Below are 22693 nucleotides of genomic sequence, written 5' to 3'. Positions count from 1 at the left end.
ACGCCGCCCCCCCAACCTTGATTTCTTAAAAGAATTCGACCGACGTATCGACTGCAGGCTTCGGCGCCGGTGCGACCGGACGCGTTTCGAGTGCAACCGTGCGCTGAGTTTCGACCCCCGTCAGCGCGTGCTGGCGTGCCCGGCCAGAGACCGGCCAGAATTCCAGCTTGCGTCCGTGTTCGCCCCCCGTCGACGAACCGACAACGCTAATACCTTCATCCCTGAGGAAGCGCGCCGCGAATTCGGCGTTCTGCGCTCCCACGTTGGAGAAACTTGCAATGGTCTTTGCCCCGCCAAAGATCTTGGCTTCCATGCGATCCTTGCGCGCACCCTGTTTCAACAGCCCGTTGATCAGAAGCTCCATCAGGTGCACGCCGTAGCGCGTCGCATCCCCGCCTGCGGCCAGCGCTTCCGTGCTGCCCGGCAGGAGAAAATGATTCATGCCCCCGACGCCCACGGAAGGGTCGCGAATGCAGGCCGCTACACAAGACCCGAGGATCGTCGTGATGACGACGTTCGGGTCGTTGGAGACCTTGTATTCACCCTGGATAATATTGATCCGACGCGGCGGGAGCTCAAGATTCATTTCAGCGATCCAAATACGGCCTCGATGGCGGCCTTCATCTTTTCAATGGTGAACGGTTTGGCGAGGACGTTGTTCGCGCCCAGCTGCGCCGCCTTCTGCACGAGAGCGCGGTCGCCCTGCGCTGTCAGCATGATGAACGCCGCCTTCTTCGTGGCAGGATTGGTGCGCACGGCCTGGAGGAAGCCGAGGCCGTCCATCTTGGGCATGTTGAAGTCGGAGATCACCAGGTGATGCGGTGCCTGGGACATGATCTTGTAGCCCTGCTCGCCGTCACCGGCGACAGTAATCTGCTTGAAGCCAAGCTGCGTGAGCGCATCGCTCAGGAGCAGACGGCTCGTGACCTGATCATCCACGATCAGAACTTTGATCTTCTCGGCTATGGACATTATTCGCTTCCTTCTTTCCGGGCTGCTGTCATTTTCAAGATTTCTTCGCCGATGTGCCCGAGCGGCAGTTGACGTTCTACCGCCCCTAATTCGTGGGCAACTCTTGGCATTCCGTAAACGACGCAGGATTTTTCGTCCTGGCCGATCGTTCTCGCCCCGGCGTAGCGCATTTTCAGAAGGCCTGCCGCACCATCGCGGCCCATGCCTGTCAGAATGACGCCAACGGCATTGCGCCCGGCCAGTTCGGCCACGGAGTCGAACAGGACATCGACGGAGGGACGATGTCCATTGACGGGCGTACTTTCCAGCAGCCGGCACGCCGGCGCACTGGCATTGACGACCTGAAGATGCCGTTCTCCGCCGGGTGCAAGATAGATCTTGCCGATCTCGAGGCGGGCACCGTCACGGGCCTCCTCGACAGCGGGGGCGCAGAGACGGTTCAGCCGGTCGGCAAAACTCTTGGTGAAGGTGGGTGGCATGTGCTGCGTGATCACGGTCGGCGGACAATTCACCGGGAAGTTCTGGAGAACCGTGATGAGCGCCTCGACGCCACCGGTCGAAGAACCGATCGCAACGATCTTGCGGCCGACGCGATAGGCATTCTCGCTGTTGATGTTGGCGGGCTGCTGGCGGGCAGGCGCTGCTACGGGTCCACCGTGGCGATACTTCGAGCGCGCAGCCGCCTTCACCTTCTCGGCCAGATCATGGAACGGACGCGGCTCGCCGGGAACCGGCTTGCCGATGCAGTCGAACGCGCCGATTTCAAGCGCGGCCAGCGTCGCATCCGCGCCGCGATGGGTGAGCGAGGACACCATGATGACCGGCATAGGCCGGAGCGTCATGATCTTCTCGAGGAAATCGAGCCCGTTCATGTTGGGCATCTCGATATCCAGCGTGACGACGTCGGGATTGAGACGCTTGATCGCTTCGCGCGCTTCCATGGCGTCGCCGGCCTGGCCAACGACATCGACATCGGGATCGGAGCTCAGGATGGCCGAGATCAGCCCACGCATGGTGGGTGAATCATCGACGACGAGGACTCTTGCGGGCGCGCTCATGCAGGCCTCCTGACAGCAGGGCCATGCAGGCGATAGGTGGTGATGCCGATATTGTCGAAGCGGTTCTTCGCTTCGCCGGTTACCCGTTCGGAGTGACCGATATAGAGGTGACCACCGGGCGGAAGCTGCTCGGAGAAGCGCGACCAGATGCGCGTCTGCGTCGGCTCGTCGAAATAGATGACGACGTTGCGGCAGAAGATGACGTCGAACTTGCCCTTGAACGGCCAGTCCGTCATCAGGTTCAGCTCGTTGAAGGTGATCAGGCGCTTGACCCGATCGTCGATCCGCCATTTCTGGCGCGCGCCGCTGTCCACGGGCTTGAACCACTGCCGGCGCATGTCGGCGCTGACGGTTTCCAGCGCGTTCTGATCGTAGGCGCCTTCGCGGGCGATGGCGAGGATCTTGGGATCGATATCGGTTGCCAGGATCTTGATGTCGTAGTCCGCCGCATTCGGCAGTTGCGAGAGAATCGTCAGCGCGATCGAATAGGGCTCCTGCCCGTCCGAGCAGGCGGCCGACCAGATGCGCACGCGACCGCCAGACTTGGCGCGGGCGAAAAGTTCCGGCAGGACCTCGTCGCGCAGATGCTCGAAGTGATGGTTCTCGCGGAAGAAGCGCGTGAAATTGGTCGTGAGATAGGAGAGCATCTCGCGGCGCTCGCCGGCACCTTCCGGCGATGCGACGAGGGCGCAATATTCGCGGAAGCTTCTCAGGCCCAGCTTGCGGATGTGTTTCGACAGACGCGAATAGACGAGCGAGGCCTTGGTCTCGTTCAGGAAAATGCCGGCGTCGGCGTAGATCATCGCCGCAATGTCGGCGAGGTCCCGCCGGGTCAGCGGAAACTCTCCGTTCGCGAGAAACTCGTCGCCCGGCAGTTTCGGATCTATCGCAAGGGTACTCGTCATGCAGCTTCGCTTTCGTTACCCTGGACAAGCGCATCGAGCTCGAGCAGGCAAATCATGCGGCCTTCCACGGCGATGATCCCGCGTGCAAAGGCACGCACGAACTCCGCGGAGACCTCGGGTATCGGCTGAATATTGTCGTCGGTGATGCTCAGGATGTCCGAGACAGCATCGACGAGCAGACCGACGATCTTGTCGCCAATCTGCACCACGATAATGACGTGCCGAGGGTTCGGCTCCGCCGGTTTCATACCGAGGCGAAGAGAGAGATCTATGATCGGCAGGACCGCACCGCGAAGGTTGATCACGCCCATCATGTAGTGCGGCGAATGCGGCATCGGTGTCGCCTTCGTCCAGCCACGGATTTCGCGAACGATCATGATGTTCACGCAAAATTCCTGATCGCCAATGCGGAAAGCGATCAGCTCTCTTGCACCCCTCATCAGATTCTTTGCACCAATCGTCATGTCAGAACTCGTCTCTCACACACTCGAACTTTAGCTTGCCGCCGCCAATGCGCCGTCACCGCCCAGCGCCTGTCCGCGCGAAGCTGCGACCACCGCATCCACGTCCAGAATGAGCGCCACGCGGCCATCGCCAAGGATGGTTGCGGCAGCGATACCCGGAACGTGGGTATAGTTGGCTTCAAGGCTCTTGATGACCACCTGGCGCTGGCCCTGGATCGCATCGACCATGAGGGCGCGCTGACCGCCGCTTTCGGATTCGACCAGCAGCGCCACGCCGTCGGTCGGGTTGGCCTGAGCGGACCGGAAGTTCAGGATGCGGCCGACATCGACCAGCGGGCAGAAGCTGTCGCGGATCGAGATCAGGCGCTGGCTGGCGCCGAAGGAGTGGATCGCCGAAGCTTCCGGCTGCAGCGTCTCGACGATAGCCGTCAACGGAACGACCAGCGTCTGGCCGGCGACCGTGACCACCATGCCGTCGAGAACGGCGAGCGTCAGCGGCAGGCTCATCGTGAAGGTCGAACCCTGACCGGGGCGCGAGGAGATGTTGATGCGGCCGCCGAGCGCCTGGATCGAGCGCTTGACCACGTCCATGCCCACGCCGCGACCCGACACGTCGGTGATCTTGTCGGCGGTGGAGAAGCCCGGATGGAAGATCAGGTTGTCGATCTCTTCATCCGAAAGGTTGGTTTCCGACGTGATGAGATCGTTGTCGATCGCCTTCTGGCGGACCTTCTCGCGGTTGATGCCGGCGCCGTCGTCAGACAGTTCGATGACGATGCGGCCCGAACGATGCTTGGCCGAGAGCTTGACCGTGCCTTCCGGGTTCTTGCCGAGCGCCAGGCGCTTTTCCGGCATTTCCAGGCCATGGTCGACGGCATTGCGGATCATGTGCGTCAGCGGCTCGGCGAGCTTGTCGATGACGGTCTTGTCCACTTCGGTGTTTTCACCCTCGGTGACCAGACGAACCGACTTGCCGACCATGTCGGCCACTTCGCGGACGATACGCGACATGCGCTGGAAGACCGGCTTCACAGGCTGCGCGCGGATGGCCATCACGCTGTCCTGGATTTCGCGGGTGAGCTGCTGCAGCTCTTCCAGGCCCGTGTTGATGGTGCTGGCGCCGGAGGTCTCGTTGGCGATGACGCTCTGCGAGAGCATCGCCTGGTTGATGACGAGCTCGCCGACGAGGTTGATCAGGCGATCGACGCGGTCGAGATCGACACGGATCGTCGGGTTGGCACCGGCAGAACCGCCTGATTCGGCGTTGCCGGCAGCAGCGGCCGCGGCGGCAGGCTTCGCGGCGGCGGCCTGCACGGGCGCTGCCTGTTCGGTCTTGGCAGTCATGGTGACAACCGAAGCGGCGACCTTTGCGGCTTCGATGGCCGCGGCAACGTCTTCCTGGTGGTGATCGCCATGATCGTCGTGGTGGTCATGGTCCGCATCGACATCGTCGAGCGCGGACAGATCGAAGGGCACCGGCTGCATCGGCAGCTCTTCTTCATCGCTGCCTTCGGCGGCGACTTCATGGACCTTCACTTCGAGGTCGCAATCCCACTCGGCGAATTCAAAGACCGAGCGGACGCCCTCTTCGCCTTTCTCCGTGCGGATCGCGATCTTCCAGAAGAAATAGGCGCCTTCCGGATCCATCTGATCGAGCGGCGGCAGTGCTTCCATGTCGCAATAGATGCTCATCTCGCCGATGCGCGACAGGTCGCGCAGCAGGAGGGCCGCTTCATTGCCCTTGGAATAGAGTTCCGGACGCGGCTTGAAGATCACGTCGCAAAGCGGGATCTCCATGGCCGGAGCCTCGGCTTCGTCGCCGCCGAAATCGTCGAAGGAGAACGGGATCGGCTGGAAACCGCTTTCGTCGGCGGGCGCTGCAGCGGCGGGCTTCGGCGCTGCGGCGGCTGCGGGCTTCGGTGCGGGCGGGGCGACGGGCGCGGGAGCTTCGGCGGTCGGGGCTGGCACCTGACCGCTTGCCAAAGCTTCGAGCTCCTTCACCAGAACGCTGGTCCTGGAGGGATCCACCGTTCCGCCATCGCGGGATGCTGCGGTGAGGTCGGCGAGAACGTCGGCCGACTTCAGCATCGTCTTGAGCACTTCCGGCCCGGGATCGAGCTTGTTGGATCGAACGCAATCGAGCGTGGTCTCGAAGACGTGCGCGAAGGCCACCAGGTCGTCCAGACCAAATGCGCCGGCGCCGCCCTTGATCGAGTGAACGGCTCGGAACACAGCGTTGACTGTTTCCGGATCGCGATCACCGTCATTCAGCTTAAGAAGACCAGATTCCAGTTCCGCGAGCTGTTCCTCGCACTCCTGGAAAAAGATCTCTTTGATTTCGTTCATATCCATTGGAGTATCCCGGGTAGGCGGTCAGGCCGTTACGCGCTCAATTGCATCGATCAGCTTGGTCGGGTCGAACGGTTTTACGATCCAGCCGGTCGCACCGGCCTGGCGGGCGCGGTTCTTCTTTTCCGCGTCGCTTTCGGTCGTCAGAACGAGGATCGGGATCGCCCGAAACTTGTCGTTCTTGCGCACGCCTTCGATGAAGCCGAAGCCATCGAGACGCGGCATGTTGATGTCCGTCACGATCACGTCCGGATTGGCGTCTTCAAGGACTTCGAGCCCTTCGATGCCGTCCTCGGCCTGGATCGTTTCAAATCCGGCGTTGTTCAGCGTCACGAGAAGCATGTTCCGGATCGTTCTGGAATCATCAACCGTAAGTACTTTCTTTTTCATTTTAGGTATTCTCCTATGCCAGCAGGGGCTCGATATTGATGCCAATGAGTTGCATCGTCTTATTGAATGTGTCGGAGACCTTCGAAAATTTGAAAGTCAATTTATCTTCGTCCCAGTTCTTCTTTGCGGCCATGAGAACCTGGACGCACTGGGCGCCGACACGTTCAACACCCGACGCATCGATCATCAGGTCGCTGCCACGCAGCGCCATCAACTTGCCGTGCAGAGCCGTGGCCTCGTTCAGATCGAGGACCGGGGCCAGGTTCAGACTTTTTGCGGCGGCCGGTTTCTTGCTAGCCATTCGGTTGTCCCTCATTGCGCAACGATATGTTGGTTGCCTCGGCCCGGAGCCCGAGTGATGTGATGGTGTCGCTCATCGCCCACCCCCCAGACCTGCGAGGTGGGAAGGCTGCGGCAGATAGGCGCGATCGTCGTCGCGGCTGTCGAGCTCGACAGCGGGCTGACGCCTGACCTGAGCGGCTGGCCGACGCTCCGGCTCGCGCGATGCGACGCGGAACGAGCGGATGGTGTCGCCGAGTTCAAGGATCACAGTGTGCAGATCGTCGGACTTTGCACGCGAGCTCAGTGCAATCTCGGCGCCGCGCGAGGCTTCGCGCCGGATCTCGGAGAAGGCAGCCATGGAATGGTCGAGGCCGCGGGCGTGCTCGCCGGAATCGCGGGCAATGCCGGTCACGGCAGCGCTGATGTCCTGGACCTGACGCACGATGTCGCCGATGGCGGACTGGGTGCGGCCAACCATCTGCACGCCGGAGTCGACCTGGGATTTGGTTTCGCTGACAAGCGTCTTGATCTGGCGCGCCGCATCCGCGGAGCGCTGCGCAAGTGCGCGGACTTCCTGTGCGACAACGGCAAAGCCGCGGCCGGAATCCCCGGCGCGGGCAGCTTCAATGCCGGCATTCAGCGCGAGAAGATTGGTCTGGAAGGCGATGTCGTCGATGACGCCGATGATCTCGCCGATCTTTTCAGCCGACGCCTCGATGTCGGCCATGGCGGCAATCGCCTCGCCGACGATCTCGCCGCTGCGTTCGACGGCAACGCGGGTTTCGCCCACATGCCGCTCCGCTTCGACGGAGCGCACCGCGTTGCGGTTCACGCCTTCGGTCAGATCCTTCAGGCCGGTAACGCCGAGGTCGATGCGGCGGGCGCAATCGGCGGCGACATCGGCAGCCTGCTTCGACAGCGACGTGACGTTTTCGGCCAGTTCATGGCCCTGGCGGTTGCGGGCATTCGTCGCGTCGATTTCCTCGCGCAGCCGATCCAGTGCCTCGTTGAAGCGCTGCGTCAGGTCCGCATAGTTCTCCGGCCCGTCGGTGCGCAGGCGCACGGTCAGGTCCTTGTTGGCGAGCGCCTCGACCGTGTCGGCAAACAGTTCGACGTTCGCGGTTTCGATCTCCTCGCGCTGTTCCTTGAGGGCCTGCTTGTGGCCGATGCGCAGCTCGTTGAAGCGCAGCGAGACGGCAATTTCCAGATCGACCATGACCAGGCGGACGATCGACTTGACCAGTGCCTCGGCTTCCTGAGCGCTGGCATGCTTGCGGCCGAACCACTTTTTCGGCCAGCGGGCGGCGAGCGCACCGGTGATCATGTGTTCCAGAACGACGGAGTGGCCGGCGATGTGCCAGCGCGGGTCGAGCCCCATGCGGCCTTCGGCATCGGACAGAACCTTGACGCGCTCTGCATAGAGACTGTCGAAACGGGCGTCGGACAGGACCGCCCAGTGCGACGACATCAGGCTGTGCAGCCGGTCGAGCTGGCGGTCGCTTTCGAATTGTGCGGAGGCCTCGGTGGAGGACTGGTAGCGCTCGAACAGCGCCTTGAGACCCTTTTCGATCTCGGGAATGAGACTGTCGCGGTGCTTGCGGAGAAAATCGGTCTGCTCGGCCTCGAGACCGGCAAAGCGCAGCCGTTCGAACAAGCTGCCTGCCTGCTGCCGCTGCGTCCGATCGTTTTGAGCCCCGTTTTCCAAATCACGTCCCACTGAACACCAGGCGAGGCGACCGACCGTCATGATCCCGAGGGACCTGCCCTCAACCGGTCGGCGGCGAACCTGAGATCCGCGCATCCGGCTGGCGACACAACTACTGCCAATCAACCCCAATCACATGCCGGACAAATCCCGGCGCAGCGGAAAAGCATCATGCCTGGAACCCCCATCCGCCTCGTCCTCCAGCAGGAGCGCCATGCGCGTCCGCTGAATTTTCAGGCTTCCGATCGCCAAGGTTCTTGTCCCTTGTCCGACCCAAACAGTTGTCCCACTCCGGCCCGTCTTAATCCTTATGGTTAATTCCTTGCCTGAAGGTTAATTCGGCCCGGCAAACTCTGAAATTGGGCTTCCGGAGACCGGCGCCTCGCTAGAACTAGTGGTGGGAAATTAAGGGAGGTTAACGCAGCCCGACGCTCGCGTAGGCGTCCTTTACCTTCGCCTCAGCCCATCGCGAGGGCAGGCTCGGGACGGCAAGACGCGCGATGGCGGCCGCATCCTTGGCGTTGTTTCCAAGCGACCGAACGTCGCCTTTCGGCGGCGGAATGTCCAGCCCCTCGCCGGCCGTGACCCGCCGTGAAACACCGGCGTTGGAAACGTCGATCCGGCCATGTTCGACATAGACGGAGAAGATGCCCTTGAGGGGCCCGGCATAGAACTTCGTCCCGCGCACGCCGATCATGCCGAAGGTGGTCTTCACCGTGAGATCGATCTTGGGCAAGCCCTCCGGCCGGTCGAACAGCATCTTCCCCGACATCAGCTGCAGTTCGCCACCCTGTCCGGCGAGATAGCGGTCGATGAGCAGTTCGGTCTCTGGACCGAGAAGGATGTCGGTGTCCGCGCCGAGCTTCAGCCGCGCAAAACTCTCCCGCCCCGTGGCCAGCAGGTCGCTTTCCATGAGGCTTGCGCCCACCGTCAGGGCTTCCATGCGTGCCGGATTGTTGCGGGTGAGTTCGCCATCGATCGAGAGCACCCTGCCGAGCGCGACATCGCCCACAGCCGGGCCGACGACGCCGAGGACGACGCCTCCGGCGATCCCGCCGACAAAGGCTCGGCGTGAAAGGCGCGGCATTCTCGTCTCCGATGCGACTGGCATGGCCATCTTCCCTCTCGCTCCCCGCCCCCAGAATAGAGATGCCGGCACGTGCCGCAAGTGTGGCAGCATCAGATCGTCAACGCTGTTTCTTCGGTAACAGATGTTTCCTTGCATGGCTTGACGAAGCGGCTGCGGACAGCAACAGTCCAGCCCAATTCCTGCCGTCGGTCCGCAATCGGCGCAACCCATCGAACGAGTTGATTTCATGACGAAACTGATAGTTTTCACCGACCTCCACATGGTGCCGGAAGGCGAAACCATCATCGGGCTCGACCCGTTCAAGCGGCTGGAAACGGGCATTGCCCATGTCAATGCCTACCACCCGGATGCCGATGGCGTGATCGTGACGGGCGACCTCGCCCACCATGGCGATGTCGTCTCCTACGCCCGCCTGAAGACGCTGCTCGACCAGCTGACGCCGCCGCTCTATCTCGCCGTCGGCAATCACGACAACCGCGAGAATTTTCTCTCGGTCTTCACCGACACGGCGACCGACGACCATGGCTTCGTGCAGCGCGCGCTCGACTTTGCCGATTGCCGCGCATTGATCCTCGATTCCCTCTTCGCGCCGCCTTACGACTATCCGATCACCCATGCGGGCTTTCTCTGCAACAAGCGGATGCGGTGGCTCGAGGCGGAACTGAAAGCGGCCAGGGAGGCCGGCAAGCCGGTTCTCATCTTCCTGCACCATCCGCCGCACAAGACCGGCTTCACAGGAATGGACCTGATCAAGCTGATCAACGAAGGCGATTTCTACGATCTCGTCGAGAGTTATGGTAATGTCCGCCACATCTTCGCGGGCCATGTCCACCGCACGATCAACGGCTCGCATCGTGGCATCCCGTATTCGATCCTGAAAAGCCCGGTTCACCAGCAGCCGATGCCCTTCGACATGCCGGATGCCTCGCTGTCTGTCGATGAACCTGCCGCCTACGGCATCGTCGTGACGACGGAACACGGGCTGCAGGTGCATAACGAGGACTACGAGATCGCCAAGCGCGATCCGGCACCGGCGAAATACTGAGGCTCTGCTGCACCGCAGCACTTGGCGGTCAGGGCATCAGTGCCTACATTCTTCCAGCCGAATATCTCGGCATGGAGACAGACATGGTGATGGACGCTGCCCGACTGGCGCTCGCAAATCTCTTTGCGCAGGAGACGCGCAGCGTCTTCTGGAAGGTGCTGGGCCTGACGCTTCTGGCGCTGGCCGTGCTTTGGATCCTGCTGCGTAACCTCTTCATCTGGCTCGCCCTGCCATGGCTTGACCAGCTGCTGCCCGGCATTCCCGACTGGGCCGGCTGGCTCGGTTTCGTCTTCGGCATTCTGGCCAGCATCGGGCTGGCTCTGGGGCTTGCCCTGCTGATCTCGCCCGTGACCGCCGTGATTGCCGGCTTCTTTCTCGATGACGTCGCCGAGGTCGTCGAAAAGCGCGACTATCCGAATGATGCGCCGGGCGTTGCCATGCCGCTCGGGGAATCGCTCGCCTCGGCCGTGCGTTTTCTCGGCATCGTCATCGTCGGCAATATCTTCGCGCTGTTTCTGCTGCTGGTGCCGGGCGTGAACCTCATCGCCTTCTTCATCGTCAACGGCTACCTGCTGGGCCGGGAATTCTTCGAATTCGCCGCCATGCGCTTCCGTTCGCCGCAGGCCGCGCGCGACTTCCGCTCCAAGCACTGGCAGACCGTGCTGATGGGCGGTTTTGCCATCGCGCTTTTCCTGGCGATCCCGATCCTCAACCTTTTGACGCCACTCTTTGCGGCCGGACTGATGGTTCATCTGCACAAGATGCTGTCGGCGCGCGATCCGGCGTTCAAATAATCGCTTCGTCGGAGAATTGCGGCGGCAGCTCTTTCAGCTCCGCCGGGACCGCATTGGTCTTTTCCGCCGACTTGCAGATATCGGCAATGACGCAGACCTGACATTCGGGCTTGCGGGCCTTGCAGGTATAGCGCCCATGCAGGATCAGCCAGTGGTGCGCATGGAAGAGATAGTCTTCCGGGATCACCTTCAAGAGGTTTTCCTCGACCTCATCCGGCGTCTTGCCGGGGGCAAGCCCCAAGCGATTGGCGATGCGGAAAACATGGGTATCGACCGCCATGGTCGGAATGCCGAAAGCCATGGACATGACGACATTGGCCGTCTTGCGGCCAACGCCCGGCAGCGTGATCAGCTCTTCCCGCGTCTTCGGCACTTCGCCACCAAAATCGTCGATCAGCTTCTGCGACAGCGCAATCACGTTCTTCGCCTTGTTGCGATAGAGCCCGATCGTCTTGATGTAATCGCGGACGGTCTCTTCACCCAGATCGAGCATCTTCTGCGGCGTATCGGCGACCTTGAACAGCGCGCGCGTCGCCTTGTTGACGCCGACATCGGTGGCCTGCGCGGAGAGCGCAACCGCCACGACGAGCGTGAACGGGTTCACATGTTCCAGCTCGCCCTTCGGCTCCGGCCGCTGGACGGAGAAGCGGCGGAAGATCTCGCGCAATTCGTCCTGCGTATAGGCCGTCTTCACCCGTTTGGCGCGACCCTTTGTCCGGCTTGATATTTGCGAAATCTGCTTTCCGTTTTTCATGCTTCCCCTATAATCGAGCCCCATGAGCGATGGCAACGGCACGATTGGCCTCAACGAGCATATGAGCGAGCGCCCGGTTTATGAAACCGAGCTTGTCCCGCATCGCTCGCTCGGGCGCAAAGGCTTCCGCATTCTCTTCGCGATCACCGGCGTGTTGAGCCTCGTGCATGTGCTCTTCTTCATGACGGTGGGCGCCTGGCCGATCATGCTCTTCTTCGGCCTCGATTTCGTCTTGCTCTATGGCGCCTTCTGGCTGAACTATCGCTCCGCCCGCGCCCGTGAACAGATCCGCCTCTCCCGCCTCGACCTCACCATCCGCAAGATCGCCCCCAACGGTATCGTGCGCGAGGCGCGCTACAATCCATTCTGGGCCAAGCTGAAGATCGCCCGCCACCCCGAAATTGGCATCACCTCGATGTGCGTTGCCGGACAGGGCCGCGAAACGCCGCTCGGCGACTTCCTTTATCCGGAAGCCCGCGAGCAATTGGCGAGCGACCTCACCCGCGCGCTGGCAACGGTGAAGCAGCGGATTTAGTCTCCTCGGCCGCGACCGCAGGATGCGGTTTTTCCTCATGACCTGCCGGCAGCAGCGTTCCGCGATAGGCCACGACTGTGCCGATCAGCGGCGCTGAAATTTCGACGTCGAAGCAGAAACGGCCTTCGCTCTCGGTTTCAAAGCTCTTGCCCGACGGCAGAAGGAAAGCCGGCAAGGGCAGGCCCGCCATGGACCATCGCCGCGGCACGAAATAGAGGCAGTCGCCCTCCTTGACCAGTGAGAGCGCGACGGAGACCAAGCCGAAGCGCTCGATGAGCAGATATTGCTCCTTGCCGGTGCCGAGGAACTGGGCGGACGAAAAGCGCTTGCCGCCAAAGCTGCGCGTCCAGTGTTCGACACCATGGGCGGCGACATAGGACACGCTCACCGGGACCTGCGCCGCTGCCTTGGGGAAACCATAGAGGGCCGCCAGGGCACGGGCGAGCAAGCCGCCGCCTCGACGCACGGAGGCAACGCCCTCCCAGGTCTGCTGACGGCCTGAATCGTGGATTTCCTTCAGGCGCGGCGGCAGCGCATCGAATGCAGAACCGAGCAGCTGCCGATAGATGGGCGCATCGGGCATCTCGTGGCGGATACCCGTAAAGATGGTCCGATCATGGAACAGGCGATCATAATCTTCGAGCTCCAGCGCTCGCGTCGCCGGGCGGGCTCCGACCTCCGGCCGCTTGTCGGCCAGCAGCCGGCGAATGAGCGCCTCGATGGCCATGGAGGGGATAAACGGACCGTCGTCACCTTCCGCCAGAAGGTGCCAGCTCATTTGCCTCGGTTGACCGTCAGCCACGCCGGTGGCCCTGACATACATGCCGCCGCGATGCTCGCCAAAGCGCAGGCGGTTCAGCACGGCATAAAACAAGGGCGACAGCGGTTCGAGCGAAGGAAGCGACCAGCGCGCCCGGGCCTTTGCCAGAAGATTGAGCATGCGATGAAGGAATTCCGGCACGGGCCCAGCCCCCATCCAGATGTCCGTCATGGTCGGATGTTCGGGCGGCAGAACCTGCAAATCCGGCACATCGACCAACGAGAAATGAATGTTGCGAAGCGGCATCCGGCCCGGAATGGCGACCGTGAAGCGCCTGCTTTCCGCAAGGCCGATACCATGGCCCGACTTGCCGTTTCGCCTGAGCTTCACCGGCGCACCGGCATAGCCGACCACCGCGCGCATGACATTGAGACCTATTCCGGCATAGGGCGACGGCGCGATGCCGCCCTCGACGGTCTGGATCTCCATCGACTGTGCCATGTGCCGCAACACTGCGGCCGTCAGCACGGGAAAACTGCTGACACCGGAAAGGACAAAGACACCCGCCGCTTTGGCCGCATCATCGAACTGGTCGACGCCAAAGACAAAATCGGCCGCATCGGCGAAATCGAGATAGTTGACGCCCGCTGCGATGCAGGCCTCGATGACGCCATATAGATCCGCTCCATAATCCTGGAACGGCCCCGAGGCGTCGACGAGGAGATCAGGCGCCTGGGCGCGCAACACAGCGGTAATGTTGCGGCGATCGGCTGCCAGCGGAGACACCCGGGCCGACCCACGATAGCTGGCGCAGAAGGCTTCGGCGCGTGGCAGGCTTCGCCCGCAGATCAGCAGTTCAAGCTCAGGCAGATCGGCCAGCAGCTGGGCCAGCCGCCCGCCAAAAACGCCATAGCCACCCAAGATCATGATCTTCATGATGGAACCGCTCCCTCATGGCCGGCAAGAGCGTCACCCTCTCGCCGCGCCGCTCACAATATCCGGTCCCGATAGGCCGGCGGCGCGATCCAGCATTCCTCGCGCTTGCCAAACAGGCGATAGCGATTGCGCGCCACCCAGCGATAGACGGGGTCGCGCAGGACTGCCGGCACGAGGCGAAACACGGAAAACAGACGCCAGGGATAGCCAAGCCCCTCGTAAATGCTCAGAACCGCGTCGCTATCCTGCCGCACCCTGTCGCCATCGACGACCAAGATGCTGACGGGATCGCTCGGGTCCATGCCATACGTACGGTAAAGCGCGTCACCGACACTGCCCTGCATGGAGGCGAGCCGGAAATGCCCGGTTCTGTCATGCTTGAGGATGAATTGGGCATTGGCCGAGCACAGGACGCATTCCGCATCGAAGAGGATGATCGGGCCATCAGGCCGAGATTGAGACAAGTCTGCTGCCATCTGTTTTTCCCAAGGCGGCGATCACCAGCATCAGAGGCTGGCTTCGATCAAGAAAGACACTGCCCAAAATTGCCCGCGCCTTCAACACAACTTACAGAACCTTACACCCGCAACTCGTTACGAAATGCCTGACAAAAAGCCGCAGAGCGCTTTTCCAGGTGCGCCGACGCAAGAAACGGGTGGAGGAGCACCGCAGGCGGCGGTATCGATAGGGCCAAGGAGACTTGCCATGACACTTGCCCATTTCGATCCCGCTCTTGCCCGCGACATCACGCCGGAGGATTCCGACTACAACACGGTCTGCCGGGTGATCGAACTGCTGACCGAGGATTATCAGGCGCAGCCGTCCCTGGAACGGCTTGCCGGTGAACTTGGCCAGTCGCCGACGCAATTGCAGAAAACCTTTACCCGCTGGGCCGGGCTTTCGCCCAAGGCCTTCCTGCAGGCCGTGACGCTGGATCATGCCAAGCGGCTGCTTGGCCGCGAGGGCATGCCCCTGCTCGACACCTCGCTGGAGGTGGGCTTGTCCGGGCCGAGCCGGCTGCATGATCTTTTCGTCACGCATGAGGCCATGTCGCCGGGCGAATGGAAGGCGAAGGGCGCGGGGCTGGAAATCCGCTATGGCTTCCACCCCTCGCCGTTCGGGATTGCGCTTGTCATGGTGACGCCGCGCGGGCTTTCCGGCCTTGCCTTTTCCGACGAGGGCGGCGAGCGCGCCGCCTTTGAGGACATGGCGCGGCGCTGGCCGAATGCCCGCTATGTCGAAGACAGTGCGGCAACGGCACCCTATGCGGCGCGCATTTTCGATGCTCAGCGCTGGCGGCAGGAAGAGCCTTTGCGCGTGGTGCTCATCGGGACGGATTTCCAGATCCGGGTCTGGGAGCAGCTGCTCAAGATCCCGATGGGCCGCGCCGTCACCTATTCCTCGATCGCCGGCCATATCGGCCAGCCGACCGCCAGCCGCGCCGTCGGGGCGGCGGTGGGCGCCAACCCGATCTCGTTCGTGGTGCCGTGTCATCGTGCGCTCGGCAAATCCGGCGCGCTGACGGGCTATCACTGGGGACTGACGCGCAAGCGCGCCATGCTGGGCTGGGAGGCGGGGAAGGCTTGAGGGGGCGGCTTTGAGCCCTCGATTCCTCCGCACGCTCTACCCAGTTGGTTATCCGCAAGCTGACAGTTCGCTTAGATAACATTTCAGTCGGGCAATTTCGCTACGCGGTGGCGAAGCAAGCCTCTGTCGCTGCGGCCTCTTTATCTCACCGTGGCCACAGCGAAGTTTTTGACTTGATTTTCGGCTCTGGCAGTAAATCAATGTCTGAGGTACATTGAGCGTACTCGCTCTGATTGATATTCTCACCAACCTGGTGACCGATGACGATAACGATTGCATGGGAGCGTCGATTGCCAGGAGGTTCTGAGCTTGTATTCTGCTCAGACAGCCGATTGTCGGGTGGCGGTAACATCGACGTATGTCAGAAGGTATTCCCGCTGCCCCGTGAGGACGCCGCCGTAGGCTTCTGCGGAAGTACGCTGCTTGCATACCCTGTCATTCATCAATTCATCAGCTATGTGAAGCAATACAAGAAGAACATGGATCGGGCTCTTGACGGCTCCGAGCTACCGAGGCGGTTTGCTACACTGATAAACGCGTGGTCATGGTTCTGCATGGACTGGCAGTACACGGCCTGATACTAGCCCCACTGATACAAAAAACCACGCCTTGCTCTCAGAAACTTCCGAGTTCAAGCGTGGTTTCGAATGAGGTTCGTTTTCGCCTCAATGCGCCCCGGACATATCCCCGAGCACTTCCTTCGAAGCGACCGTCGAGTCCGCGTTCAGCTTGTAGACCATCGGGACACCTGTCGCGAGGTTGACGCCGAGGATCTTGGTCGAGTCGAGGCGGTCGAGGACCATGAGGAGGGAGCGGAGCGAATTGCCGTGGGCGGCGACCAGTACCTTTTCGCCGCGTAGCACGCGGGGGAGAATTTCGGTCATGTAATAGGGCCAGACGCGGGCGCCGGTGTCCTTCAGGCTTTCGCCGCCCGGCGGGGGAACGTCATAGGAGCGGCGCCAGATATGGACCTGCTCTTCGCCCCATTTGGCGCGGGCGTCGTCCTTGTTGAGGCCGGAAAGGTCGCCGTAGTCGCGTTCGTTGAGCGCCTGATCCTTGATGACCTCGAGGTTCGGCTGGCCGACGCCGTCGAGGATGATCTTGCAGGTCTTCTGCGCGCGGGTCAGGTCCGAGGTAAACGCGATGTCGAACTTGATGCCGTAATCGGCAAGCGCCTTGGCGCCGGCGGTGGCTTCCTGGACACCGAGTTCGGTCAGGTCCGGGTCGCGCCAGCCGGTGAAGAGGTTCTTCAGGTTCCATTCGCTCTGGCCGTGACGGACCAGTACAAGCGTTCCACTCATCGTCGTCTTCCTCACAAAAGTTCGGCCCGCGAAAGCGAGCCGTTTTTAAAAAATCAGTCTGCGGACAACCCGAGCACGTCGAGCGTCGAATAAAGGCCGGGCTTCTTGTCGCGTGCCCAAAGCGCGGATTTCAGCGCGCCGGAGGCGAAGAGCGAACGATCGGTGGCACGGTGCGACAGCGTGATCATCTCGCTTTCGCTGGCAAACATCACCGAATGGTCGCCGATGACGCCGCCGCCGCGGAGCGTCGCAAAGCCGATCGTGCCGTCCTCGCGCGGGCCGGTGACGCCGTCGCGCACCTTCACGGCCTTGTCCTTCAGGTCCACGCCCCTGCCCTTGGCAGCCTCGCGGCCGAGCAGATAGGCGGTGCCGGAGGGTGCATCGACCTTGTGCTTGTGGTGCATTTCCAGCACCTCGATATCCCAGCCGGCAGCGTCGAGCGCCTTCGCCGCCTGGCGCACGAGAACGCCGAGCAGGTTGACGCCAAGGCTCATATTGCCGGACTTGACGATGCGGGCGTGGCGGGCGGCGGCCGCAATCTTCTTCTCGTCGTCTTCGGAAAGGCCGGTCGTGCCGATGATGTGGACGATGCGCGCCTGGGCGGTTAGTTCGGCGAAGTCGCAGGTGGCGGCGGGCGAGGTGAAATCGATGACGCCATCGGCAGCGACAAAGGCCTTGAGCGGATCGTCGGTTACGGGAATTCCGAGATGCCCGAGACCGGCGATCTCGCCGATATCGCGACCAAGGGCGAAGGAACCGGGGCGCTCGATGGCGCCCGAGAGCGTGACGCCCGGCATGGCATGAATGGCTTTGACCAGCGTCTGTCCCATGCGTCCTGCCGCACCGACAACCACCAGCCGCATATCCATTCCATCGTCCATGGCGTTTCCGTCCCTTACATTTTTCCCAGTTCTATAACCGGACGAATGCGCCTTGGCCACCCGTCCCTTGGTCGTTCAGCCGCGCCAGCGGCGTCCTTCGGAGGCGAGCCCGAAACGGGCCGGCGTGCGGGCGTAATCGGCAAGCCCGGAAAGGGCTGCCTGCGGATGGGTCACGACATAGGTCGGGATCTGGCGCATGACGGCCGTGTGGGGCGCCTTGTCCTCGAAGCCGGCGCGGAAGGCAGGGCCCTTGAGCGCCGGGATGATCTTCTGCGAGATGCCACCCGCCAGGAACACGCCGCCCTTGGCCATGAAGGTCAGCGCGAAATCGCCCGCAACGCGGCCGAGATAGGTGGAGAACAGCGTCAGCGTTTCGGCTGCCGCCTTGTCCGGCGTGGCCGACAGGGCAGCGGTGGAGACATCCGCCGGCGTCTTCAGCACGGGCTCGATGCCATCGACCGTGCAGACGGCGTGATAGATGTTCACGAGGCCACGGCCGCAGAGCAGCTGCTCGGCGGAGATGCGCCCCTCGATCGGCTCGTAATGCGGGAAGAGCTGATAATCGCGGTCCGTGCGCGGGCCAACATCGATATGACCACCCTCGCCCGGAACCGGGATCCAGGCATGCTGGGCATAGACAAGGCCGGCAACGCCGAGGCCGGTGCCCGGCCCAAGAACCGCGCGCGAGGCGGATGCGAGGCTTGCGCCGCCGCCGATCTGCTCGCGGTCTGTCGCGCCCAGCGATGCAATCGCCAGCGCCTGCGCTTCGAAATCGTTGATGACGAGGACATCGCTGAAGCCGAGGTCTGAAATCATTTCCTTCGGCTTGACCACCCAGGGACAATTGGTCAGCGGAATTTCATCGCCCTGAATGGGGCCGGCAATTGCAAGGATGGCCGATCGCGGCTGCACCGAGGTCTTGTCCAGCACGCTCGCCTGGATTGCCTCGTTCATCGTTGCGAAATCGGCCGTGTGGACGTTCGGGAAGAACTTCGGCTGTTCATAGGCATCGACCAGAAGCGCGAAGCGGGCATTGGTGCCGCCGATATCGCCAATCAGGATCGGGAACGGAAGGGTGGCGTCGTGGTCGTTCGCTCTGGCCATGTCATCAAGTCTCGTCAGCGCCCGAGAGCGCGGGTCAGATTTTGTCGATCAGCAGTTCCGCCGTGGCGCGGTTCAGCGCCATCGGAACGTCGTAAACGGTCGCAAGACGCGTCAGTGCCTTGACATCTACATCATGCGGCAGGGGCGTCAAAGGATCGGTGAAGAAAATCAGCATGGAAATCTCGCCAGTCGCGATCAATGCGCCGATCTGCTGGTCGCCACCGAGCGGTCCGCTTTTCAGCCGCGTCAGGTCGAGATTGGGGCACACTTCCAGGATGCGGCCGCCCGTCGTTCCGGTCGCGACCAGCCGGTGACGCTGCAAAATCTCGACATGGCGGGCGGCGAAATCCGCCATCTCGGCCTTTTTCTGGTCATGCGCAATGAGCGCGATTGCCCGGTCTTCCGCCATGGAAACTCCTGCAGGATCGGAATTTAAATCGGTTTAGGCATTACAGGAACGCTGCGCCGTTGAAAAGCCCCGGGGCCGCACGATCCGCTCAATGCACCGGGCGAACCCGCGGCACCGGCACCTTTTCCGGCAGGGCGATCCACGGTGCAGCGGCGGCGCTCGTCGGGGCCGGATCGGCGGCCGTTGCCACAGTGGACGGGTTTTCGGGCATGGCGGCGGTTGCCATGGCGGCGGGGCCGGTCATCTTCTCGCGGTAGGCGGCAAGTGTGGTGATCGGCGTGCCGACGCTGGAGTCGGCGGAAGCCAGCGGCGCATAGGGCATGCCCATGTTGTCGTCGCCACGCCGTGCCGATGAGGCGAGCACGGCCTGGCAGGCGGGCGGGAGATCGCCCACCGTGATGATGCGCGGCTTCGGCGGCGGCTTGATCGGCGAGGTCGGTTTCTTGACGGTGCGTGGCGCGAACCAGGCGTCGAGATCCTTGCCGCAGCCATCGCCCGGCTGGACCTCGGGCTGCGCCTTGCAATTGGCAACGCCCGGCGGGCAGAAGAGCCGGACATGGAAATGGGAATCATGGCCGCCAATGGGGCGGACCTTGCCCATGAAGGAGCGGTCGCCGGTCCATGTTTCGCAGAGCTTTTTCTTGATCGCCGGATTGACGAAGACGCGCTGCACCTGCGGATAGCTTGCCGCGCGCATGATCAGCCGGGCCTGACCGCTGCTCCAGTTGCGATTGTCGATGGTCAGATATTCGCCCTTCTTCAGCATGGAGACGGCGGCGAGTTTCTCGCGCTCTTCTCCCGAGAGGCGCTGACGCGGCATCGGCGAAAGCCAGATATCCGCATCGAGCCCGATCTGGTGCGAGGCATGGCCATTGACCATCGGCCCGCCGCGCGGCTGGGAAATGTCGCCGATCAGCAGACCCGGCCAGCCATCCCGCGTGGCATCGCGGGAGAATTGCTGGATGAAGGAGATCATCTGCGGCTGGCCCCAGCGGCGGTTGCGCTCCAGCCGCATGACCTGCCAGCTCGGCCCGTCATAGGGCAATTGCACCGCGCCCGCCTGGCAGCCCTTGGCGTAGAAGCCGATGGGCTGCGGTTCCTGCGAAGAACCAAGCGTCATCGCCCCGAATGTCGCCTTGGCCGGCCGGTTGTCGGCGGCTTCCACCAAGTCGGCCAAGGTCGGCATGAGGGCTGCGACAACGAGAGCGACTTTGCGAAACTGCATCATGAAGGCTATCCCGTGGCGGCTGTCAGAAGGTTTCCGGCCGCTACCCATGAAATTGATTTGCGGCAATTCTACCGATGCGGAAGCATAACGGGAATCCCCTTGCGCCAAGCCGTCGTCGCCAAGGATGGCAGCGGGCCTATATTTTGACCTGATTTCATTTATGTTTGTGGGGCATGACGATTCAGGGAGACGAATGAATGCTCAATGGCGGCTTGAAGCGCGCAATCCTCGGTCTGGCTGGTCTGCTGGCCATCGCGGCGTTTTCGCCACCGCCCGTTCAGGCCCAGGACAAGGCTCCCGATAAAGTCTGGCGGCATGCGCTCACCCTGTTCGGCACGCCGAAATACGGGGCCGATTTCAAGCATTTCGACTATGTGAACGTCGATGCGCCGAAGGGCGGCGAGCTGCGCCTTTCCAACGAGGGCACGTTCGACAGTTTCAATCCGCTGATCGACAAGGGCGCACCGGCCGATGGCATGGAGCGCATTTATGAAACGCTGCTGACGCCTTCGATGGACGAGGTCATGACCTCCTATGGTCTGCTGGCAGAGGCGATTTCCTATCCGGACGATTACTCATCCGTGAGCTTCAAGCTGCGGCCGGAAGCGAAATGGGCCGATGGCGAACCGGTCACGCCCGAAGACGTGATCTTCAGTTTCGACAGCGCCAAGGCCAATAGCGTGCGGCTTGCGAACTACTACCGCCATGTCAAATCCGCCGAGAAGACCGGCGAACGCGAAGTGACCTTCACCTTCGACCAGAAGGGCAATCGTGAATTGCCGGAGATTGTCGGCCAGCTGTCCATCCTTCCCAAGCATTGGTGGCAGGGCAAGGATGCCAATGGCAATCCGCGCGACATTGCCAAGAGCACGCTGGAACTGCCCATGGGCTCCGGCCCCTACAAGGTTGCCTCCATGCAGCCGGGCTCGACCATCCGCTATGAATTGCGCAAGGACTATTGGGGCGCGACCATGCCGACCAATGTCGGCTCGAACAATTTCGGCACGGTGACCTACGTTTACTTCACCGACCCGGAAGCCGAGTTCCAGGCCTTCAAGGCCGGCGACATTGATTTCTATCAGGAGAAGAGCGCCAGCCGCTGGGCCACCCGCTACGATTTCGAAGCCGTGAAGGACGGGCGGATCATCCGCGAGGCATTGCCGAACCGGTTCCGCGCCACCGGCATCATGCAGGCGCTGGTGCCCAACATGCGCCGCGACCTGTTCAAGGATGCGCGCGTTCGTGACGCACTGAACTATGCCTTCGACTTCGAGGATATGAACAAGAACCTCGCCTATGGCGGGTTGAAGCGCGTCGACAGCTTCTTCTGGGGTACGGAGCTTGCCTCTTCCGGCCTGCCGCAGGGCCGGGAACTCGAAATCCTCAACGGTCTCAAGGACAAGGTTCCGCCGGAGGTCTTCACCACGCCCTATACCAATCCGGTGAATGGCGATCCGCAGAAGGTGCGCGACAATCTCAAGAAAGCCATCGCGCTTTTCAAGGCCGCCGGCTACGAGCTCAAGGGCAACCGCATGGTCAACGTCAAGACCGGCCAGCCCTTCGGCTTTGAAATCCTCCTGAGCAGCCCGTCGCTGGTGCGTTCCATCCAGCCCTTCGTCAACAGTCTTGCCAAGATCGGCATTACCGCGACGCTGCGCACCGTCGACACGTCCCAATATATCAACCGCGTCCGCAGCTTCGACTACGACATGATCTGGAATGTCTGGGGCGAGTCCATGAACCCCGGCAATGAACAGCGCGGCTATTGGGGCTCCGAGTCCGCCAACACGCCCGGCTCGCAGAACTACGCCGGCATCGCTGACCCCGCCGTCGACCAGCTGATCGACATGATCACGAGCGCCAAGGATCGCGACGAGCAGGTCGCGGCGATCCATGCAATGGATCGCGTTCTGCTCGCCAACCATTATGTCGTGCCGCTCTTCTATTCGGGCGAGGAGAAGTTTGCCTATTGGAAGAAGATGGCGCACCCGAAGGACCTGCCGACCTACAGCAGTGGTTTCCCGACCATCTGGTGGTCGGTGGACGCGGCCAAGAAATAGGTGCTTGCGTTTCGGTCCCACAGGGATTCCAACTGCCAATGTCGCGATTCGAGCGCGACGGACGGCCTGAAACACTTAATGACG

The 22693-nt window shown here is 62.2% G+C and carries 23 protein-coding genes; 5 read left to right on the top strand and 18 right to left on the bottom strand.

The genetic code is table 11. The features are described from left to right. Positions 1 to 25: 25 nt before the first annotated feature. The 10 genes from cheD to LQK84_RS06845 all read right to left on the bottom strand — a co-directional run bounded on the left by cheD (position 26) and on the right by LQK84_RS06845 (position 9212). Positions 26 to 586 carry a chemoreceptor glutamine deamidase CheD gene (gene cheD / locus LQK84_RS06890; protein WP_230827955.1) on the bottom strand — a complete coding sequence of 187 codons (561 nt, stop codon included), beginning with the start codon at positions 584 to 586 and terminating at the stop codon, positions 26 to 28. Beyond that, on the bottom strand, positions 583 to 972 hold the full coding sequence (locus LQK84_RS06885) for a response regulator (protein ID WP_112628459.1): 390 nt from the start codon (positions 970 to 972) through the stop codon (positions 583 to 585). Before LQK84_RS06885 ends, cheD begins: the two co-directional genes overlap by 4 nt. Continuing rightward, the gene (gene cheB / locus LQK84_RS06880; RefSeq protein ID WP_230827954.1) at positions 972 to 2030 is read right to left on the bottom strand and encodes a protein-glutamate O-methylesterase CheB; all 1059 of its coding nucleotides are present in this window, start codon (positions 2028 to 2030) and stop codon (positions 972 to 974) included. Before cheB ends, LQK84_RS06885 begins: the two co-directional genes overlap by 1 nt. Beyond that, the gene (gene cheR, locus LQK84_RS06875; protein WP_230827953.1) at positions 2027 to 2935 is read right to left on the bottom strand and encodes a protein-glutamate O-methyltransferase; all 909 of its coding nucleotides are present in this window, start codon (positions 2933 to 2935) and stop codon (positions 2027 to 2029) included. The genes cheB and cheR overlap by 4 nt, the downstream gene beginning before the upstream one ends. After that, the gene (locus tag LQK84_RS06870) at positions 2932 to 3399 is read right to left on the bottom strand and encodes a chemotaxis protein CheW (RefSeq protein ID WP_230827952.1); all 468 of its coding nucleotides are present in this window, start codon (positions 3397 to 3399) and stop codon (positions 2932 to 2934) included. The genes cheR and LQK84_RS06870 overlap by 4 nt, the downstream gene beginning before the upstream one ends. A 30-nt stretch (positions 3400 to 3429) precedes the next feature. Then, positions 3430 to 5751: a chemotaxis protein CheA gene (locus LQK84_RS06865; RefSeq protein ID WP_230827951.1), complete on the bottom strand. Its 2322-nt coding sequence runs from the start codon at positions 5749 to 5751 to the stop codon at positions 3430 to 3432. A gap of 21 nt (positions 5752 to 5772) precedes the next feature. Next, entirely contained in the window at positions 5773 to 6138 is a 366-nt protein-coding gene (gene cheY1 / locus LQK84_RS06860) for a chemotaxis response regulator CheY1 (protein ID WP_109855772.1), read from the bottom strand. A 13-nt stretch (positions 6139 to 6151) separates the two neighbouring features. Continuing rightward, positions 6152 to 6439, bottom strand: a complete 288-nt coding sequence (locus LQK84_RS06855; RefSeq protein WP_230827950.1) for an STAS domain-containing protein — start codon at positions 6437 to 6439, stop codon at positions 6152 to 6154. 72 nt (positions 6440 to 6511) lie between these two features. Next, positions 6512 to 8167, bottom strand: coding sequence for a methyl-accepting chemotaxis protein (locus LQK84_RS06850; RefSeq protein WP_442966905.1), 1656 nt, complete (start codon positions 8165 to 8167; stop codon positions 6512 to 6514). A 373-nt stretch (positions 8168 to 8540) separates the two neighbouring features. After that, a complete protein-coding gene (locus LQK84_RS06845; RefSeq protein WP_230827948.1) occupies positions 8541 to 9212 on the bottom strand; it encodes a FecR family protein in 672 nt (223 codons plus the stop codon). 229 nt (positions 9213 to 9441) lie between these two features. Here LQK84_RS06845 and spdA point away from each other — a divergent pair, with 229 nt between their 5' ends. After that, positions 9442 to 10260, top strand: a complete 819-nt coding sequence (gene spdA, locus LQK84_RS06840; RefSeq protein WP_230827947.1) for a 2', 3'cyclic nucleotide phosphodiesterase SpdA — start codon at positions 9442 to 9444, stop codon at positions 10258 to 10260. 83 nt (positions 10261 to 10343) lie between these two features. Further along, positions 10344 to 11054, top strand: a complete 711-nt coding sequence (locus LQK84_RS06835) for a sulfate transporter family protein (RefSeq protein ID WP_230827946.1) — start codon at positions 10344 to 10346, stop codon at positions 11052 to 11054. Here the strand turns inward: LQK84_RS06835 and nth are convergent. Then, positions 11047 to 11808, bottom strand: a complete 762-nt coding sequence (gene nth / locus LQK84_RS06830) for an endonuclease III (RefSeq protein WP_230827945.1) — start codon at positions 11806 to 11808, stop codon at positions 11047 to 11049. The genes LQK84_RS06835 and nth overlap by 8 nt on opposite strands. A gap of 22 nt (positions 11809 to 11830) precedes the next feature. On the opposite strand from nth, the gene LQK84_RS06825 reads away from it, so the two are divergent. After that, positions 11831 to 12343, top strand: a complete 513-nt coding sequence (locus tag LQK84_RS06825; protein ID WP_230827944.1) for a DUF2244 domain-containing protein — start codon at positions 11831 to 11833, stop codon at positions 12341 to 12343. On the opposite strand, the gene LQK84_RS06820 is transcribed toward LQK84_RS06825, so the two are convergent. After that, entirely contained in the window at positions 12306 to 14039 is a 1734-nt protein-coding gene (locus LQK84_RS06820; protein WP_230827943.1) for an SDR family oxidoreductase, read from the bottom strand. The genes LQK84_RS06825 and LQK84_RS06820 overlap by 38 nt on opposite strands. A gap of 53 nt (positions 14040 to 14092) precedes the next feature. Further along, the gene (locus tag LQK84_RS06815) at positions 14093 to 14515 is read right to left on the bottom strand and encodes a thiol-disulfide oxidoreductase DCC family protein (RefSeq protein WP_230827942.1); all 423 of its coding nucleotides are present in this window, start codon (positions 14513 to 14515) and stop codon (positions 14093 to 14095) included. 229 nt (positions 14516 to 14744) lie between these two features. Here LQK84_RS06815 and LQK84_RS06810 point away from each other — a divergent pair, with 229 nt between their 5' ends. Then, the gene (locus LQK84_RS06810; RefSeq protein WP_230827941.1) at positions 14745 to 15626 is read left to right on the top strand and encodes a methylated-DNA--[protein]-cysteine S-methyltransferase; all 882 of its coding nucleotides are present in this window, start codon (positions 14745 to 14747) and stop codon (positions 15624 to 15626) included. Between the two features lie 665 nt (positions 15627 to 16291). On the opposite strand, the gene LQK84_RS06805 is transcribed toward LQK84_RS06810, so the two are convergent. The 5 genes from LQK84_RS06805 to mepA all read right to left on the bottom strand — a co-directional run bounded on the left by LQK84_RS06805 (position 16292) and on the right by mepA (position 20549). Continuing rightward, complete coding sequence (locus LQK84_RS06805; RefSeq protein ID WP_230827940.1) at positions 16292 to 16927, bottom strand: 2,3-bisphosphoglycerate-dependent phosphoglycerate mutase; 636 nt, start codon at positions 16925 to 16927, stop codon at positions 16292 to 16294. Between the two features lie 53 nt (positions 16928 to 16980). Continuing rightward, positions 16981 to 17790 (bottom strand): 4-hydroxy-tetrahydrodipicolinate reductase, encoded by an 810-nt coding sequence (dapB, locus tag LQK84_RS06800; RefSeq protein ID WP_442966926.1) that lies wholly within the window; start codon positions 17788 to 17790, stop codon positions 16981 to 16983. 93 nt (positions 17791 to 17883) lie between these two features. Then, a complete protein-coding gene (locus LQK84_RS06795) occupies positions 17884 to 18912 on the bottom strand; it encodes a glucokinase (protein ID WP_230827938.1) in 1029 nt (342 codons plus the stop codon). A gap of 34 nt (positions 18913 to 18946) precedes the next feature. Further along, positions 18947 to 19321, bottom strand: a complete 375-nt coding sequence (locus LQK84_RS06790; protein ID WP_230827937.1) for a methylglyoxal synthase — start codon at positions 19319 to 19321, stop codon at positions 18947 to 18949. A gap of 88 nt (positions 19322 to 19409) precedes the next feature. Next, complete coding sequence (mepA, locus tag LQK84_RS06785; protein WP_442966903.1) at positions 19410 to 20549, bottom strand: penicillin-insensitive murein endopeptidase; 1140 nt, start codon at positions 20547 to 20549, stop codon at positions 19410 to 19412. A 197-nt stretch (positions 20550 to 20746) separates the two neighbouring features. Here mepA and LQK84_RS06780 point away from each other — a divergent pair, with 197 nt between their 5' ends. Next, a complete protein-coding gene (locus tag LQK84_RS06780; protein WP_230827936.1) occupies positions 20747 to 22609 on the top strand; it encodes an extracellular solute-binding protein in 1863 nt (620 codons plus the stop codon). The last annotated feature ends 84 nt before the right edge of the window (positions 22610 to 22693 follow it).

Source organism: Rhizobium sp. C4, from assembly GCF_021026315.1.
Classification (GTDB): Bacteria; Pseudomonadota; Alphaproteobacteria; order Rhizobiales; family Rhizobiaceae; genus Ensifer_A.
Note: the sequence above shows the minus strand (reverse complement) of the source record. Positions and strands in the feature narration are given on the sequence as shown.